Below are 15864 nucleotides of genomic sequence, written 5' to 3' on the forward strand. Positions count from 1 at the left end.
AGTCATTGTGTTAACAAAACGGAATGGAAAGTCCGGCCATAGTGGGTGATAGCCCCGTATGTGAAAACACAGTGGTGGTACTAGGCTGCAGACAAGTAGGGCGGGGCACGAGAAACCCTGTCTGAATATGGGGGGACCATCCTCCAAGGCTAAATACTCATCATCGACCGATAGTGAACAAGTACCGTGAGGGAAAGGCGAAAAGAACCCCGGGAGGGGAGTGAAATAGATCCTGAAACCGTATGCTTACAAAAAGTCGGAGCCTCGTAAGGGGTGACGGCGTACCTTTTGTATAATGGGTCAGCGACTTACATTCAGTGGCAAGCTTAACCGAATAGGGGAGGCGTAGAGAAATCGAGTCCGAATAGGGCGTCTTAGTCGCTGGGTGTAGACCCGAAACCAAGTGATCTATCCATGGCCAGGATGAAGGTGCCGTAACAGGTACTGGAGGTCCGAACCGACTAGTGTTGCAAAACTAGCGGATGAGCTGTGGATAGGGGTGAAAGGCTAAACAAACTTGGAAATAGCTGGTTCTCTCCGAAAACTATTTAGGTAGTGCCTCAAGTATTACCTGCGGGGGTAGAGCACTGTTTTGGCTAGGGGGTCATGGCGACTTACCAAACCAAGGCAAACTCCGAATACCGCAGAGTACAGCTTGGGAGACAGAGCACCGGGTGCTAACGTCCGGACTCAAGAGGGAAACAACCCAGACCGCCAGCTAAGGTCCCTAAAATTGGCTAAGTGGGAAACGAAGTGGGAAGGCTAAAACAGTCAGGATGTTGGCTTAGAAGCAGCCATCATTTAAAGAAAGCGTAATAGCTCACTGATCGAGTCGTCCTGCGCGGAAGATGTAACGGGGCTAAGCCAGTTACCGAAGCTGCGGATGTGCAATTTATTGCACGTGGTAGGAGAGCGTTCTGTAAGCCTGTGAAGGTGTCTGGAGACGGATGCTGGAGGTATCAGAAGTGCGAATGCTGACATGAGTAGCGTTAAAGCGGGTGAAAAGCCCGCTCGCCGTAAGCGCAAGGTTTCCTACGCAACGTTCATCGGCGTAGGGTGAGTCGGCCCCTAAGGCGAGGCAGAGATGCGTAGCTGATGGGAAACAGGTCAATATTCCTGTACCGATCAATAGTGCGATGTGGGGACGGAGAAGGTTAGCTCAGCCAACTGTTGGATATGTTGGTTCAAGCCTGTAGTCGTGCCCGGTAGGCAAATCCGCCGGGCTAAGATGAGGGGTGATAACGAGTCTGCTTGCAGACGAAGTGAGTGATACCCTGCTTCCAGGAAAAGCCACTAAGCTTCAGCTATTGACGACCGTACCGCAAACCGACACTGGTGCGCGAGATGAGTATTCTAAGGCGCTTGAGAGAACTCAGGAGAAGGAACTCGGCAAATTGATACCGTAACTTCGGGAGAAGGTATGCCCCAAGTAGGTGGACTCGTACAGAGCGAGCCCAAAGGGGTTGCAAAAAATCGGTGGCTGCGACTGTTTAATAAAAACACAGCACTCTGCAAACACGAAAGTGGACGTATAGGGTGTGACGCCTGCCCGGTGCTGGAAGATTAAATGATGGGGTGCAAGCTCTTGATTGAAGTCCCAGTAAACGGCGGCCGTAACTATAACGGTCCTAAGGTAGCGAAATTCCTTGTCGGGTAAGTTCCGACCTGCACGAATGGCGTAACGATGGCCACGCTGTCTCCTCCTGAGACTCAGCGAAGTTGAAATGTTTGTGATGATGCAATCTCCCCGCGGAAAGACGGAAAGACCCCATGAACCTTTACTGTAGCTTTGTATTGGACTTTGAACAGATCTGTGTAGGATAGGTGGGAGGCTTTGAAGTGAGGACGCTAGTTCTCATGGAGCCAACGTTGAAATACCACCCTGGTGTGTTTGAGGTTCTAACCTAGGTCCCTTATCGGGATCGGGGACAGTGCATGGTAGGCAGTTTGACTGGGGCGGTCTCCTCCCAAAGTGTAACGGAGGAGTTCGAAGGTACGCTAGTTACGGTCGGACATCGTGACGATAGTGCAATGGCATAAGCGTGCTTAACTGCGAGACTGACAAGTCGAGCAGATGCGAAAGCAGGACATAGTGATCCGGTGGTTCTGTATGGAAGGGCCATCGCTCAACGGATAAAAGGTACTCTGGGGATAACAGGCTGATACCGCCCAAGAGTTCATATCGACGGCGGTGTTTGGCACCTCGATGTCGGCTCATCTCATCCTGGGGCTGTAGTCGGTCCCAAGGGTATGGCTGTTCGCCATTTAAAGAGGTACGTGAGCTGGGTTTAAAACGTCGTGAGACAGTTTGGTCCCTATCTTCCGTGGGCGCTGCAGATTTGAGGAAGCCTGCTCCTAGTACGAGAGGACCGGAGTGGACACACCTCTGGTGTACCTGTTGTCACGCCAGTGGCATCGCAGGGTAGCTATGTGTGGAAGAGATAACCGCTGAAAGCATCTAAGCGGGAAACTCGTTTCAAGATGAGATCTGCCGGGGCCTCGAGCCCCCTGAAGGGTCGTTGTAGACCACGACGTTGATAGGCTGGGTGTGGAAGCGCAGTAATGCGTTAAGCTAACCAGTACTAATTGCCCGTGCGGCTTGACCCTATAACTTTGATATGTTCAAAGACTTGTAGTTATGCCAAGTACGCAATCAAATTAACCTCAATACGATTGAGCTGATTGAAGACTCTATGAATTCGCAACGCAGTTCACCAAATGAACTGCCAAGCACCCAGTTATGCCTGATGACCATAGCAAGTTGGTCCCACTCCTTCCCATCCCGAACAGGACAGTGAAACGACTTTGCGCCGATGATAGTGCGGGTTCCCGTGTGAAAGTAGGTCATCGTCAGGCTCTTACAGCCCAAACCGCCCTCCACTCGACAGAGTCGGAGGGCGTTTTGCTTTGGGGGCGCCACAATCGCACAGCACTCCATTGCAGGGGCATGAAAAGGGCTCCCTCTGCCCTGTAGAACATCTCCTCACCTGGCCACACCGCAGAGGCCGGGACTGCCCCCGGCCTCTGAACTCAAGTAACAACGCAGGTGTTTCTACAAACCACATCCGCAAACAACACAACAAAAAAAGAGCGGAACACACAAGTGCTCCGCTCTTCCATTCATCAGAGGGGAAAGGCCGTCAGCCTGCTCAAGCCGTGCGAGGCATGTGCCGAATGGCAGGCTGGGCCGTCTCATACCCGGTGAAATTGAACGCCATGGCCGGACGCTCTCCGCACAGCAGTTCCGCCATCGCCTTGCCGGAACCAGCGCCATGCGTCCAACCCAACGTGCCATGTCCCGCATTGATCCACAAACCCTTCAATTGGGTGCGGCCGATCAGCGGGATGTTCGTCGGGGTAGCAGGACGCAGGCCTGTCCAGTATTGGGGATCGCCGCCTTCCTCAGGCGTGCGGGTGTCGCATACGCCGGGCAGGATGGTTTCGATGCGGCGGGAGAGCATGTGGCAGCGGGCGCGTGCCACAGGCGAATCCAGGTCGTGATCGAAGCCGCCGAGCTCGATGGTGCCGGCCACGCGCAGCTTGTTGCCCAGGCGGCTGATGGCGACCTTCTTGCCGTCGTCGATGGTGGAGACGAACGGCGCCTCATCGGGCTTGAGGATGTCGAAGGTGGCGCTGTAGCCCTTGCCAGGATAGATCGGCACACGAATGCCCACGGTGCGCAGCATGGGCGCGGTGTAGCTGCCGCAGGCCACCACGATGGCGTCGCCCTTCAGGTCGAAGGCGCTTGGGCCCCCGTCATAGGCCGTGCGTGCGCGTACCGATACGGAGCGGACGGTATCGCCCTCCTTGTTCAGGCGCACGATGTCGTGGTTGTAGAGAAACTGCGCGCCGCGCTCTTCGCAGAGCCTGGCAAGCTTCTGGGTGAACACGCGGGCGTCGCCGCTTTCGTCGGTGTTCGTGAAGGTGCCGCCGGTGATGTGGTCACCGTAGGCCTTGAAGGCCGGCTCGATCCTGAACAGCTCTTCCTTGCTGACCACGCGGCGCTGCACACCGTAGCGGCGCATCACGTCAACCGCCTCGCCGGCGGCGTCGAAGGATTTCTGGTCGGTGTAGAAATGGGCGATGCCGCGCTCAAGGCGCTCGAATTCGAAGTTCGTCTTGCTGATCACGTCCTTCAGGGCGGCATGGCTGTAGGCGCCCAGGGCGACGATCTGCTGCACGTTGCGCTCGAAGGCCTTGTCGTTGCACTGACCCAGGAACTTGAGCAGCCAACTCCACTGGTGAGGATCCATCTGCGGCCGCAGGAGCAGCGGAGCTTCCTTGTCGAACAGCCATTTGATCGCCTTGAGCGGTGCCTCGCGGTTGGCCCAGGGTTCGCAGTAGCTCACCGAAATCTGGGCGCCATTGGCAAAGCTGGTCTCCAGCGCCGCATCGGGCTGGCGGTCGACCACAACGACTTCATGGCCGCGCTCGAGGAGGTGCCATGCGGTAGAGATGCCGATGATGCCGGCGCCGAGGACGATGGTTTTCATGGGGCGGAGTGTGCGACGGCTTGCCTCAAATGAAAAGTGAAATTAAAGTTCATCGAAAAACATCAGTTTTACTAATATTCGAATGAGATGAACACCTACGATCCGGCGGCCTTGGAATGTCTCGCGGCGATTGTCGAGGAAGGCGGGTTCGAGCGCGCGGCGCAGCGCCTGAACGTGACGCAGTCGGCGGTTTCGCAGCGCCTTCGGGCACTCGAAGCCCAGGTGGGGTCGGTGCTGATCGTGCGCAGCCGGCCGCTGCGCCCGACCAGTGCCGGCCAATTGCTGCTGAAGCACACCAAGCAACTGCGCCTGCTGAGAGCAGACCTGGAGCGCGACCTGCAGGATCTGGCGCCGCGGGCACCGGGGGGTGCGCGCGATGAAGAGCGTATCTCGATCGCGATCAATGCCGACAGCATTGCCACCTGGGCCCTCGAGGCCCTGGGGCCGCTTGCACGCCGCAATCTGCCGATCGAGATCATCACCGATGACCAGGACTTCACGCAGGAATGGCTGCGCTCCGGACAGGTGCTGGGCTGCGTGACCACGCTCAAGCAGCCGCTGCGCGGATGCAAGGTCGTGCCGCTGGGAGCGATGGAGTATGTGGCCGTGGCATCCGACGAGTTCGCGAGAATGCACCTGCCGGGCGGACTCACGGCGCACAACTTCCGGGAGGTGACCTTCGTCTGCTTCAACCGCAAGGACGACATGCAGGCCGAGTTCGTCGCGCGTCGCTTCGGCCTGAAGCGGGTGTCGCTGCCCAGCGTCTTTGTTCCAAGCTCCGAGGGGCAGGTGCGCGCCGTGGCGGCTGGCTGGGGGGTGAGCGTGGTGCCGCAACTGATGGCCGCGCCCCTTGTCGCCAAGGGATTGCTGGTGGATCTGGCACCGGGATACAAGCTGCCGATCCAGCTGTACTGGCACTCCTGGAACCTCGAGTCGGAGGTGCTGGATGCGCTGTCGACTGCGCTGACGGAAGCCGCCCGGAAGGCGCTGTCGAACTGAGGCCTGCCGGGACGGGCGAGATGCGGCTCAGCGGATCGGTGGCAACGGCGCTGTGGTATCCGCTGGGGCGTCGGGTCGTGTCGCCGGCCTGAACTCCACCACTGCGCCCAGCGATTCCAGTGTGGTCTCAAGCCTCCGCAGGCGGCCACGGGTCTCTGTCCCGAGGAGGGCGGGCGCATGGGCGATCCTCTGCAGTGCCTGCTGTGGCGTCAGCTCCAGGGCCTGCCGGAGTGCGTGGACGACCTTGAGTTTGGCGGGGCCGACCTGGAGGAGGACAAGCTCGCCACGTTGCCACAGAGCCGGTCCCTCGGCAGGCGCCAGCGCGGAATCGTGGTCCTGCCGTGCGCATTCCATGCGTTCGAGGCGGGTCTGCTTCACCTCATCCCACAGGAGATGACCGTTCTCGGTGTGGGCCTGCAGCCATTGCAGCGCCGCTGCGTCGTCCTCTCCATACGCGGCCAGTGCCCGCAGCATGTCCCCGAAGCGCTGAAGGCTGGGCGCAACCGGCGTGGCATCCCACCGGCCCGCGCCATGCGGTGCATAGTAGACGGGGAAGCCCAGTGCCTCCTCTTCCAGGTCGATGAAGAACGGATCATCGAACCCATTGAGCGCGACCACATGCCAGCCTGGCTGCCAGGCGCCCTCCTGGGTGCCGGTCAGGCTCTCGCCAGTGATGCCGTGCGACCGGAAGCCCGACTGCAGGCTTTCCCAGCGATCAGCCTGTGGATAGTGCATGGGCAAGGCCATGTCGCCGGTCTGGACGGCCGCGACCCACAATGCGAGCACGGCGGGCGGAGGAGAGGGCACTCGATGGCTCCTTTGCGGGTGGCTTGTGAGATAGTCGCACCCTTGCTTCAGGAACACGAGTGAGCTGCCATGGATTTTGTCCGATTCATCGAGGTGATGCAGGGCGTGTACGCCGATGCCGGTGCGACGCTTGAACTGAATGCGCCCGCGACCGAGCAGCAGATCGCGGCGGCGGAGCACGAGCTGGGATTCGCCATCGATCCGGCGCTCAAGGCGGCATGGCGCATTGCCAATGGCGCCCCAAGCTGGACGCCGTTGTTCGCGCGTCCCGACTTCTATACGGGATTCGACTTCCTGCCGATCGAGGAGGCCCTCCGGCAGCGGCGCAACATGCGCGAGCGTGCCCCGCGCTATGCGGGCTACGACGAGGAGCAGCCGCGCGATGCCCGGTTGCGCGAGGGCTGGTTCCAGGACGGCTGGCTGCCGTTCGCGGGCTTTTCCGCGCCGGTGATGATGCTGATCTCGGATGCATCCCCTGCAGCGTCGGGCCGGTCGGGGCAGATCATTGCGTTCGTGCACGATCCCGACCAGATGACGTTCGTGAGCCAGGATTTCCCGAACCTGCTCGCCGTTTCGGCCACGCAGATCGCGGCCGAGCCGCAGGAATACATCGAGGAGGATTGACCGCGGGGGCCTATCGGATCAGCAGAACCGGCACGCTGCACTGCGCCAGCACCTTGGTGCTGACCGAGCCCATCACCAGCTTGTTGAGCGCGCTCACGCCTTGGGTGCCCATGATGATCAGGTCGTAGCCGCCGGTCTCGGCGATCTTCGCGATGGTGTCGCCCGCATGGCCTGTCTTGGCCAGGGATGTCACCTGCAGGCCGTGCTTCTTGAGGAATTTCATGACCGGTGCCAGCACCTTCTCGCCTTCGTCGGCGTAGTACTGGTCCACCATGGCCTTGCCGAGGGCCTTGCGTGCGCGCGCCGGAACTTCGGGGCACACGGTGAGCGCCGTGTATTCCAGCGTGTCGCTCATCATGGCGTCATGGGTGACCAGATAGGTCAGCATCTTCTTGGTGTAGGCGCTTCCGTCAACTGCGAGCAAGACTTTCATCGACAATCTCCAAAGGTATGAGTGCTGTCAGGTTACGGTCCGACAAGCGTCAGGGGCTTGACTTGGGTCAACTTGGCTGTCGGTTGAGAGATCTCAATCTACACTGGTTTCGGTCCTGAGGCATATCAAACCTCTACGCAGAATGCGGGTTGGAACGTTTCCTGTTCCCCTTTGACGGCATATCCCAGCGGATTGGCCACCACGCGGCAGCGGTGCACGCTTGCGTCGGCCCGGGGCCCCGTGACCATATAGTCGCTCGGGGCATGCAGATGGCCATGCATCCACAGGTCCGCGTAGGGCAGCAGGTCATCCATCACATTGCAGAAGCCCGCGGTTCCCGGCACCAGGCCGTAGCGCGGATCGGCGCTCTTCAGGCTGGGGGCGAAATGCGTGATGACGACGGTCGGGCCTCCGGTGTGGGGTGCCGTGGTCAGCGCATCCTTCAGCCATGCCTGACAGGTCAGCGACTGCTCGCGCACCTGTTCGGCCAGAAAGGGCTCGCCGTGGCGCGTGCCCTGTGTCTTGCTGAGGTAGAAGTTGGCCGCGCGAAAGGCCTTTTCGCGCTTTTGCAGATAGCGCGCGGGATGGCTCACGGCATCGTCCTCGGCCAGCGCATCGAAGTCGCTCCACAGGGTGGTGCCGACGAAGCGGACGCCGTCCATCAACAGCGACTCGCGCTCGAGCCAGATCAGCCCGAGTTCATCGCAGGTACGCCGCAGGCGCGCGTGCGCCTCGTCGAAGTCCTGGTTGTCGTATTCATGGTTGCCCGGCACGAAGATCACCGGCGTCGGCCAGTGCGCGAACTGCGGCAGCGGCGAGAAGCGCTCCAGCCCGAAGTGGGTGCCGGCAAGCCGCGAGCCCCGCTGATAGGAGCCCACGTCGCCCGCCAGCACCAGCAGGTCGGCGCCCGCCGCGGGCGTGGGCTGGAACTGGGGATGGGTTTCCAGATGCAGGTCGGAGAGCAATTGGATCTTCATGGGCCTTGGGATTTCCTATTTCCTATTTCCTATTTCCTATTTCCGGTCCGTGGATGGCGGAGCGTCCTTTTTCATCAGGTGCGCCTGGTTCTGCAGGAGCATGGCCTGCTGGGGAGTGGTCTGGATCGCCGCGCGGGCGATGGCATCCCGCAGCCAGCGGTGCGCGGGATCGTGGGTGCGGTGGGGATGCCACATGGCATCCACGTGCACGGCGGGCAGCCGCATCGGCAGCGGTCGCCAGATCAGGTCGTCCGCGAGGCTCGCCACGCCGACAAAATGGCGCGGCAGCACGGTCAGCAGGTCGGAGTTGACCACCACGCGGCCGGCGGTGAAGAACTGGTTCACCGTGAGCACGATGCGCCGCTCGCGCTGCAGGCCCGACAGCGCCTCGTCGATGAAGCCGAAGGGCTTGCCCGAGAAACTGACCAGCAGGTGCCGTGCCGCGCAATAGGCATCGAGCGTGAGCGGTGCGTCGGCCAGAGGGTGGCCGCGCCGCATTACGCAGACATATTCGCCGTCATAAAGGCGCAGGCTCTCGTGTGTCATCACGTTGTCGGACTGGGCCTGCGCCGTGATGTCGGAGATGACGGCGGGAAAGTACCCCACGGCGAGGTCGGCGCTGGCATCGTCGAGCAGGCTGCGCGGATCGCGCGTGGTCAGCGGAAGAATGCGCAGCGACACGCCCGGTGCCTCGCGCTCGGTGATCCCGACCAGCGGTGGCAGCAGCGTGGCGCTCGTCGCATCGGCCATGGCCAGCACGAAGGTCGAGCGCGCGGTGCCCGGCTCGAAGCTGTTGGGGGCCAGCGTCTCCTGCAGCCGTGCGAGCGACTGGCGCACCACCGGCCAGATCGCCAGTGCACGCGGCGTGGGCTCCACGCCGTGGCCCTTGCGCACCAGCAGTTCGTCATCGAGCAGTTCGCGCAGGCGGCGCAGCGCGTTGCTGACAGCGGGCTGGGTGATGGACAGGTTGTTGGCCGCGCGCGTCAGATTGCGTTCCGCCATGACCTCGTCGAACACACGCAGCAGATTCAGGTCCAGAGACCGGAAGTTGAACGGGGCGTGCGAAGGGGAGGATGGAGGGACGGAGGGCACGCTCAATCATCACCGCAATGAATGACTGAGATTCAACATATAAATTGGAAAAGCACTAGGGAAAACCCTATGATATGGACTCTGCAGGGGAAATCAGCTCTGCAGGCACCAAAGGTTTACATCATGACAAGCTTTGTACGTACAGACGCCATTACCAACCACGCAGGTGTGGAGCGCGTGCGGCGCGCAGCAGATCACCTGGGCACATCCTCCACCGGACTGTTCGCCTTCGTCGCCAACTTCGCCAAGTCCTGGACCGAGGCACGTCGCCGCGCCCGCGAAGAAGAACGCCACTATAACCGCGCCCTGCGCGAGGCCCGCCTGATCGCGGACCTGAGCCGTGCCATGAACGGCCTGGCGGTCGACAACATCCGCCGTTACGACTGATCCGGGCGGCCGGGCCGTCCACCAGCGAAAGGCACCTATCGAGGTGCCTTTTTTGTCGGCGGGTGGATAGGGACGGGCACCAGGGCCGTGCGTCGGCTGTGGAACCCGGGTATGCAGAATCCTTAGAATGCAGTGCATCCTCAGTTGAAGAAATACCAATGCCCACCATCGCTGCCAAGATCCAGTCGCTGATATCCGAGCAAATCATCAGTGGCCATTTCAGGCCAGGCACACGGCTGGATGAGCGCGAGCTTGCGCAGCAGTTCAATGTGTCCCGCACTCCGGTGCGCGAGGCACTGCGCCAGCTGGCGGCGCGTGGCCTGACGCAGCTGCTGCCGATGCGCGGCGTGGTGGTGTCCGAGATCAGCGTGAAGGACCTCACGGAAATCCTGCACGCCAACTGCGAGCTTGAGGCGATGTGCGCGCGCCTGGCGGCGGAATCCATGACCGCCATGGAAAAGACCGAGCTTCAGTACATCCACGAGCGCACCAACGAGTATGTGGCCGAAGGCAACCTGGACAAGTACCTCGATGCCAATCGCGAGCTGCACCGCCTGATCCTCGAAGGCGCGCACAACACGGTCATCGCCCGCATGGTGGGAGAAATCCGCGATCGCCTGAGCCCCTATCGCCAGTTCCATCCCGCCGAGACGGATCGCCTTGTCACCTCGCACGATGCGCACAAGGACATTGTTGACGCCATCGTCGGCGGCAACGGCGAGGCGGCCTACCTGGCCATGCGTGCTCACAACGCGCACCTGGGCAATGCGGCCCTGCGCGCGCTGCGCCAGGCCAAGGAGGCCGAAGGCGTCGAGGCCGCCCAGGAGGAGGCCGCCAGGCCCGCACGCAAACGCGTGGCTGCCAAGACACCGCGCGCAGCGGCCAATGCCGCACCGGGCGCCACGGCGAGCCCCGCCACGCCCCGCAGAGGTCGTCCCGCGAAGACCGCCGCCTCCGCAGCGGCCGCACCGCGCAAGCGCACTGCTGCTTAATTTTGAATTCCTAAATTGATTTTGGTATACCAAAATCAATGCTGAAGTAGAATTTGGTGCAATCCATCGCCTGGATTGCCGGCCTTGAGGGCGCCTGCGAGGTGGATTGCTCCCTTCATCGACCAACAAGGTGCTCCTGTGATGCCAGAGAATTTCAGCGTGGACACGCTGTTCAATCACGCCCGTTCACAGAACGGATTCCAGAACACGCCCGTGGCGGAGGACGTGCTGCGCCGCCTCTACGACCTCATGAAAATGGGCCCCACCAGCGCCAACTGCAGCCCGATGCGCGTCGTGTTCCTCACCACGGCAGAGGCACGCGCACGCCTCACGCCGGCGCTCAGTCCGGGCAATGTCGCAAAGACCGCATCCGCACCGGTGACGGCATTGCTGGCCTGGGACACGCGGTTCCACGCCCACGCGGAGCGCCTTTTCCCGCACAACCCCCAGCTCTATCGCACGTTCGCTGACAACGCCGTGCATGCGGATCGCACGGCATTTCGCAACGCCACGCTGCAGGCGGGCTACTTCCTGCTGGCGGCCAGGGCGGTGGGCCTGGACTGCGGGCCGATGTCCGGCTTCGACGAGGCCCTGGTGAACGAGACGTTCTTCCCTGACGGCAGATACCGCATCAACTTCCTGTGCAACCTCGGCCACGGAGACCCGTCGAAGCTGTTCGCGAGGTTGCCGCGACTCGATTTCAACGAAGCCTGCCGGGTGCTTTGAAGACGTGGGCGGGGTACGTGAAACGGAGAGTTTCATCCCTCATGGTGAGCTCTCTTGATATTTTGTATTTTCTTATGTATTCTTGGTATACCAAAAAATAAACCAAGGAAGACAAGACATGTACCGAGCCATCGCCGCTGCGGCCGCAGCAACCCTTGCGCTGTGTGTCGCCACCGCAGCCTCCGCGCAGGGCAACTGGCCCAGCAAGCCCATCACCATCGTCGTGCCGTTCGGCGCGGGTGGAAACACCGACGTGATCGCGCGCCTGACCGCCACGCATCTCACCAAGGCTCTCGGCACTTCCGTGATCGTGGACAACAAGCCCGGAGCCTCGGGCCTGATCGCGGCACGCCAGGTGCTGGGTCAGCCGGCCGATGGCCACACCCTGTTCATGGCGACGGCCACGCAGGTGGTGACGGCCCCCTTCGTGAACGCCAGCTTCAACATCGATCCGCTCAAGGAGTTCGCGCCCGTCGCCAACATCGGCGCGAACGCGTTCGTGATCACCACGCGTGCTTCGCTGCCCGCGAAGACCCTGGGTGAATTCGTCGACCTGGCGAAGAAGGAGCCCGGCAAGATCACCTACGGCAGCGGCGGCGCGGGAGCCCTCACGCAACTGTCGGCCTACATGTTCGCGAGGCGCGCCGGGCTGGACATGACGCACGTGCCCTACAAGGGCGGGGCGGCGGTGATCACGGATCTGATCGGCGGGCAGATCGACATGTACTCTGCCAGCCCGTCGGAAGTGATTCCGCAGATGGGCACCGGCAAGCTTCGCCTGCTCGCGATCTCCAGTCCCACGCGCCTGAAGGAGCTGCCGAACGTCCCGACCATCGCCGAGACCTATCCCGGCTACGAGGTCAGCACCTGGAACGGCCTGGTGGCGCGGGCCGGCACGCCTCCGGAGATCCTGGATCGCATCGCAGCCGAGGTCGCGAAGATGAAGGACGACCCCGGCATCAGCAAGAAGCTGGAGGACATGGGCGTGGTGCCAGTGTTTGCGACGCGCGCGGCCTTCGGTGTGCAGATCCAGCGCGAGGTCGACATGTGGGGCAAGGCCCTGAAGAACTCCGGCATCCGTACCGATTGATTCACGGGTTCACTGCCTAATTAATTAACTGATTGAACATGGATTGCCCGGTCGACCGATCGGGCACAGAGAAAGCAAGGAAGAGACATGCAATGGTTTGGAATCGCCGCCTACGCGGCCAAGATCAACGGAATCACGGGCGAGCGCCTGGGCCTGGTGATCGACGAGAAGGTCTATGACGCGCACGATGCGGTGAAGGCCGCCGCTGTCGGCAACACGGCAGCGCTGCCCGCGGACCTTGGCACGCTGCTCGCCGCTTGGGAGCGTTCGGGCGACGTGCTCGGCATGCTGGAAGCCGCCGGGCAGGCGATCCGCAGCGGTGCGGTCAAGCTGCCCGTGCAGGACGGCGCGCTGGGCATTCCCTATGCGCCGACGCGCATCTTCGCCACCGCGTCGAACTACTATGAGCACGCCGCGGAGATGGGCACCAAGCTGGCCGCGCGCAGCGAAAGCACGCCCTATATCTTCATCAAGGCCGACAGCAGCATCACCGCCACCAAGACGGCCGTGGTGATGCCATCGAACACCATGAAGCTCGACTGGGAAGTGGAGCTTGCGGTCATCATCGGCAAGGGCGGCCGCAACATCAGCGCCGCCAACGCGTACGAGCACATCGCGGGCTACACCGTCATCAACGATGTCAGCGCGCGCGATCTCACGCGCCGCTCCGACTATCCGTTCTCGCACGACTGGTTCCGTGGCAAGAGCTTCGACACCTTTGCGCCCATCGGCCCATGGTTCGTGCCACGCGACTGCCTGGGCGATCCCATGCAGCTGCGCATGCGCCTCACCGTGAACGGCGAGAGCATGCAGGATGCATCGACCGAAGGCATGATCTTCAATATCGCGGAGCAGATCGAGTACCTGTCGAGCATTCTCACGCTGCGTCCGGGCGACATGATCGCCACGGGCACGCCCACGGGCGTCGGCATGGGCAAGGGCGTGTTCCTCAAGCCGGGCGATCTGATGGTCGCATCGGTCGACGGCATCGGCTCCATCGAGAACCACGTCGTCGCGGCGTCGGCCTGACCGATGGATTGATTGATTGACTGTGCGAATGAACATTTCCGGAGAAACGAGATGACAACCAGCAAGCTCAAGCCCCGCCGCCTCGGCCACATGGTGCTCATGGTGCGCGACATCCAGAAGTCCGCGAAGTTCTACACCGAGGTGATGGGGCTGGAGGTGTCGGACTGGATCGGCGAGAACATGGTCTTCCTGCGTGCGGGAGTCGATCACCACGATCTGGCCCTTGCCCAGCTGCCCGACAAGGATTCGCCCGACTACAACGATCTGCCGCGCTATTCGCGTCCGGGGCTCGAGCACTTCTCCTATCTGATCGATAGCGAGGAGGAGATGGAGCGCTCCGTCAAGGTGCTGCAGGAGCACGGCGTGGAGATCGTGCGTGGCATCGGTCGCCATGGTCCGGGCAACAACCTGTTCCTGGTGTTCAAGGATCCCGATGGCAACAATGTCGAGGTGTACTGCGAGATGACGCAGATACCGCAGGATGGCAGGCATCAGGCGGAGGTGTGGGAGCGGAATCTGGAGAGCTTCGATCAGTATCGGCTCGAGCGGTTCGTGGTGCCGCCGCCTGCGCATCTGGTGGAGTCCAAGACGCGGGAAAAGCAGTAGTTTTTGATGGGATTCTTTGGGGGGCCTTTGTGGCCCTTTTTAGTTTTTTTGTGTTTGCTGCGGGGTTGCTTGCAGAGGCCGGGAGTGCCCCCGGCCTCCACCCTCAACCCCACCAACCGACTTCCTGACCACCAAGGCAGAACCCGCCGTACCCGTGCCCCGTGCCCGCCCCTTGGAGATAGGAGCAGGCGACGAGCATCCAGCCTGATCAGCCCACCTTGTACCGAGGCTCACGCCCGGCGAGGGCGTCCTCGATGCTTTGCAGCAGCACGTCGGTCTGCGCCTGTTGCGCGGCCGGCGAGCGGCCCGCCATGTGCGGTGTGATCAGCACGTTGTCCCTTTGCGCGAGGGCATCGGGCACCCGGGGCTCGTCCTCCAGCACGTCCAGGCCCGCGCCGGCGATCACGCCGTGTTCGAGCGCTTGCACAAGATCGTCGGTGTTCACCACGCTGCCGCGTGCCACGTTGATCACGTAGCCCAGGGAGCCCAGCGCTCTCAGCACGTTGGCGTTGATGAGGTGATGCGTTGCCGGTCCGCCGGGGCAGGCGGCGACGAGGAAGTCGGACTGTTGTGCGAGGGCCTGCAGGTCGGGTTCGTGGATGTAGTGCCGCAGGTCGCTTCGCGGGTTGCGCGTGCAGTAGGCCACGCGCATGCCGAAGGCCTCGCAGCGGCGTGCGATGCCCTGGCCGATGCGGCCCATGCCGATGATGCCCACCGCGGCGCCGCTGAGGGTGGGGCGCGCGGCGCGCGAGGATTCCCAGCGGCCCGCGCGCACCGCTGTGGTGAGCGTGCCGTAGCCGCGGCTCAGTGCGAGCATGAAGCCCAGCGCATGGTCGGCCACGGTTTCGTCGTTGGTGCCGGGGGCATTCGTCACCGTCACCCCCTGCGCCGCGGCCGCCTGCAGGTCGATGTTCTCGTGGCCGACGCCGAATGCGCTCACCACGCGCAACGCGGGCATACGGGCCATCCATTCGCCGGAGAGGCCGGTCGTGCCGTTGGTGACGACGGCTGCAATCTTCTCGAATGGAATGCTGCCGGCGTCCGTGGCGGTGAGGTCTCGCAGCCCTCGAGGGGCCTCGTGCAGCGCGTGGCGTGCAGAGAGCGCCTCGCGGGTCACGGCGGGGATGGGGATCAGCGACAGCACGTGCCGTGGGACATCGGCCGTCGCAAGGCGGTTCTCGCTCACGCCTGGTTCTCGACGGGCTCGACTTCCTTGACCGCACCCTTCCAGCCCGATTCGGTGATATCGAACACGATGCCGTCGGGCGTGCGGTACTTCACTTCATAGAACACGTTGGGATCGGTTTCCTTGCGGCCCGTGAGATAGGTTCCACCGGCGGCGAGCACCTTCTTCTCGGCTTCCTCCAGGTTGTCCACCCACATGCCGAAGTGGATCACGCCCCGCACGTCCTTGAGCTTTTCGTAGCCGGGCACGGTCTCGTCCTTGAAGTTCAGCAGGGCGACGTTCATCACGCCGTCCGTCATGTACCAGCCGCGCATTGCACGGCCTGCGCGCGTCATGCCGAAAGCCTGTTCGAAGAATTGTGCAGCGGCCTCGGGGTCGCTGACCGAAAGTGCAATGTGCCTGAGTTTTTCCATACCAGAGTCT

Annotated in this window: 15 protein-coding genes and 2 rRNA genes (1 of these 17 cut by a window edge); 10 read left to right on the forward strand and 7 right to left on the reverse strand. The window is 62.0% G+C overall.

The genetic code is table 11. The features are described 5' to 3' along the window. Together H9K76_RS22795 and rrf are read left to right on the forward strand one after the other, a co-directional pair. Nucleotides 1-2607 (forward strand): 23S ribosomal RNA (locus tag H9K76_RS22795) (it extends 272 nt beyond the left edge of the window). A gap of 136 nt (nucleotides 2608-2743) precedes the next feature. Continuing rightward, nucleotides 2744-2856, forward strand: a 5S ribosomal RNA gene (gene rrf / locus H9K76_RS22800). 293 nt (nucleotides 2857-3149) lie between these two features. On the opposite strand, the gene H9K76_RS22805 is transcribed toward rrf, so the two are convergent. Beyond that, nucleotides 3150-4493: a D-amino acid dehydrogenase gene (locus H9K76_RS22805; protein WP_187597513.1), complete on the reverse strand. Its 1344-nt coding sequence runs from the start codon at nucleotides 4491-4493 to the stop codon at nucleotides 3150-3152. Between the two features lie 87 nt (nucleotides 4494-4580). Between H9K76_RS22805 and H9K76_RS22810 the strand changes: the two genes are divergently transcribed. Continuing rightward, nucleotides 4581-5492, forward strand: coding sequence for a LysR family transcriptional regulator ArgP (locus H9K76_RS22810; RefSeq protein ID WP_187597514.1), 912 nt, complete (start codon nucleotides 4581-4583; stop codon nucleotides 5490-5492). Nucleotides 5493-5519: 27 nt separating this feature from the next. On the opposite strand, the gene H9K76_RS22815 is transcribed toward H9K76_RS22810, so the two are convergent. Continuing rightward, nucleotides 5520-6299, reverse strand: a complete 780-nt coding sequence (locus tag H9K76_RS22815) for a hypothetical protein (protein ID WP_187597515.1) — start codon at nucleotides 6297-6299, stop codon at nucleotides 5520-5522. Nucleotides 6300-6368: 69 nt separating this feature from the next. On the opposite strand from H9K76_RS22815, the gene H9K76_RS22820 reads away from it, so the two are divergent. Beyond that, a complete protein-coding gene (locus tag H9K76_RS22820) occupies nucleotides 6369-6923 on the forward strand; it encodes an SMI1/KNR4 family protein (RefSeq protein ID WP_187597516.1) in 555 nt (184 codons plus the stop codon). Nucleotides 6924-6933: 10 nt separating this feature from the next. On the opposite strand, the gene H9K76_RS22825 is transcribed toward H9K76_RS22820, so the two are convergent. The 3 genes from H9K76_RS22825 to H9K76_RS22835 form a co-directional block, all read right to left on the reverse strand. Beyond that, nucleotides 6934-7356: a universal stress protein gene (locus H9K76_RS22825; RefSeq protein WP_187597517.1), complete on the reverse strand. Its 423-nt coding sequence runs from the start codon at nucleotides 7354-7356 to the stop codon at nucleotides 6934-6936. 125 nt (nucleotides 7357-7481) lie between these two features. Further along, nucleotides 7482-8333, reverse strand: a complete 852-nt coding sequence (locus H9K76_RS22830) for a metallophosphoesterase (protein WP_187597518.1) — start codon at nucleotides 8331-8333, stop codon at nucleotides 7482-7484. A gap of 36 nt (nucleotides 8334-8369) precedes the next feature. Further along, nucleotides 8370-9335: a LysR substrate-binding domain-containing protein gene (locus H9K76_RS22835; RefSeq protein WP_187600804.1), complete on the reverse strand. Its 966-nt coding sequence runs from the start codon at nucleotides 9333-9335 to the stop codon at nucleotides 8370-8372. A gap of 213 nt (nucleotides 9336-9548) precedes the next feature. On the opposite strand from H9K76_RS22835, the gene H9K76_RS22840 reads away from it, so the two are divergent. The 6 genes from H9K76_RS22840 to H9K76_RS22865 all read left to right on the forward strand — a co-directional run bounded on the left by H9K76_RS22840 (nucleotide 9549) and on the right by H9K76_RS22865 (nucleotide 14255). After that, on the forward strand, nucleotides 9549-9812 hold the full coding sequence (locus H9K76_RS22840) for a hypothetical protein (RefSeq protein ID WP_187597519.1): 264 nt from the start codon (nucleotides 9549-9551) through the stop codon (nucleotides 9810-9812). Nucleotides 9813-9970: 158 nt separating this feature from the next. Further along, a complete protein-coding gene (locus H9K76_RS22845) occupies nucleotides 9971-10804 on the forward strand; it encodes a GntR family transcriptional regulator (RefSeq protein ID WP_187597520.1) in 834 nt (277 codons plus the stop codon). Between the two features lie 141 nt (nucleotides 10805-10945). Then, complete coding sequence (locus tag H9K76_RS22850; RefSeq protein ID WP_187597521.1) at nucleotides 10946-11530, forward strand: malonic semialdehyde reductase; 585 nt, start codon at nucleotides 10946-10948, stop codon at nucleotides 11528-11530. Nucleotides 11531-11648: 118 nt separating this feature from the next. After that, on the forward strand, nucleotides 11649-12620 hold the full coding sequence (locus tag H9K76_RS22855; RefSeq protein ID WP_187597522.1) for a Bug family tripartite tricarboxylate transporter substrate binding protein: 972 nt from the start codon (nucleotides 11649-11651) through the stop codon (nucleotides 12618-12620). An 87-nt stretch (nucleotides 12621-12707) separates the two neighbouring features. Continuing rightward, nucleotides 12708-13649, forward strand: coding sequence for a fumarylacetoacetate hydrolase family protein (locus H9K76_RS22860; RefSeq protein ID WP_187597523.1), 942 nt, complete (start codon nucleotides 12708-12710; stop codon nucleotides 13647-13649). Nucleotides 13650-13700: 51 nt separating this feature from the next. Next, a complete protein-coding gene (locus H9K76_RS22865; RefSeq protein WP_187597524.1) occupies nucleotides 13701-14255 on the forward strand; it encodes a VOC family protein in 555 nt (184 codons plus the stop codon). A 208-nt stretch (nucleotides 14256-14463) separates the two neighbouring features. Here H9K76_RS22865 and H9K76_RS22870 read toward each other — a convergent pair whose 3' ends face one another. Next, nucleotides 14464-15441, reverse strand: coding sequence for a 2-hydroxyacid dehydrogenase (locus H9K76_RS22870; protein ID WP_187597525.1), 978 nt, complete (start codon nucleotides 15439-15441; stop codon nucleotides 14464-14466). Next, entirely contained in the window at nucleotides 15438-15854 is a 417-nt protein-coding gene (locus tag H9K76_RS22875) for a VOC family protein (protein WP_187597526.1), read from the reverse strand. Before H9K76_RS22875 ends, H9K76_RS22870 begins: the two co-directional genes overlap by 4 nt. Nucleotides 15855-15864 lie beyond the last annotated feature (10 nt).

It is taken from the genome of Diaphorobacter ruginosibacter (assembly GCF_014395975.1).
Classification (GTDB): Bacteria; Pseudomonadota; Gammaproteobacteria; order Burkholderiales; family Burkholderiaceae_C; genus Diaphorobacter_A; species Diaphorobacter_A ruginosibacter.

Excerpts from the sequence above, each read along its gene's own strand:
- H9K76_RS22835 (WP_187600804.1), bottom strand. The coding sequence starts at position 9,335 with ATGGCGGAACGCAATCTGACGCGCGCGGCCAACAACCTGTCCATCACC.
- H9K76_RS22875 (WP_187597526.1), bottom strand. The coding sequence starts at position 15,854 with ATGGAAAAACTCAGGCACATTGCACTTTCGGTCAGCGACCCCGAGGCC.
- H9K76_RS22845 (WP_187597520.1), top strand. The coding sequence starts at position 9,971 with ATGCCCACCATCGCTGCCAAGATCCAGTCGCTGATATCCGAGCAAATC.
- H9K76_RS22840 (WP_187597519.1), top strand. The coding sequence starts at position 9,549 with ATGACAAGCTTTGTACGTACAGACGCCATTACCAACCACGCAGGTGTG.
- H9K76_RS22830 (WP_187597518.1), bottom strand. The coding sequence starts at position 8,333 with ATGAAGATCCAATTGCTCTCCGACCTGCATCTGGAAACCCATCCCCAG.
- H9K76_RS22855 (WP_187597522.1), top strand. The coding sequence starts at position 11,649 with ATGTACCGAGCCATCGCCGCTGCGGCCGCAGCAACCCTTGCGCTGTGT.
- H9K76_RS22825 (WP_187597517.1), bottom strand. The coding sequence starts at position 7,356 with ATGAAAGTCTTGCTCGCAGTTGACGGAAGCGCCTACACCAAGAAGATG.
- H9K76_RS22810 (WP_187597514.1), top strand. The coding sequence starts at position 4,581 with ATGAACACCTACGATCCGGCGGCCTTGGAATGTCTCGCGGCGATTGTC.
- H9K76_RS22820 (WP_187597516.1), top strand. The coding sequence starts at position 6,369 with ATGGATTTTGTCCGATTCATCGAGGTGATGCAGGGCGTGTACGCCGAT.
- H9K76_RS22850 (WP_187597521.1), top strand. The coding sequence starts at position 10,946 with ATGCCAGAGAATTTCAGCGTGGACACGCTGTTCAATCACGCCCGTTCA.
- H9K76_RS22865 (WP_187597524.1), top strand. The coding sequence starts at position 13,701 with ATGACAACCAGCAAGCTCAAGCCCCGCCGCCTCGGCCACATGGTGCTC.
- H9K76_RS22805 (WP_187597513.1), bottom strand. The coding sequence starts at position 4,493 with ATGAAAACCATCGTCCTCGGCGCCGGCATCATCGGCATCTCTACCGCA.
- H9K76_RS22860 (WP_187597523.1), top strand. The coding sequence starts at position 12,708 with ATGCAATGGTTTGGAATCGCCGCCTACGCGGCCAAGATCAACGGAATC.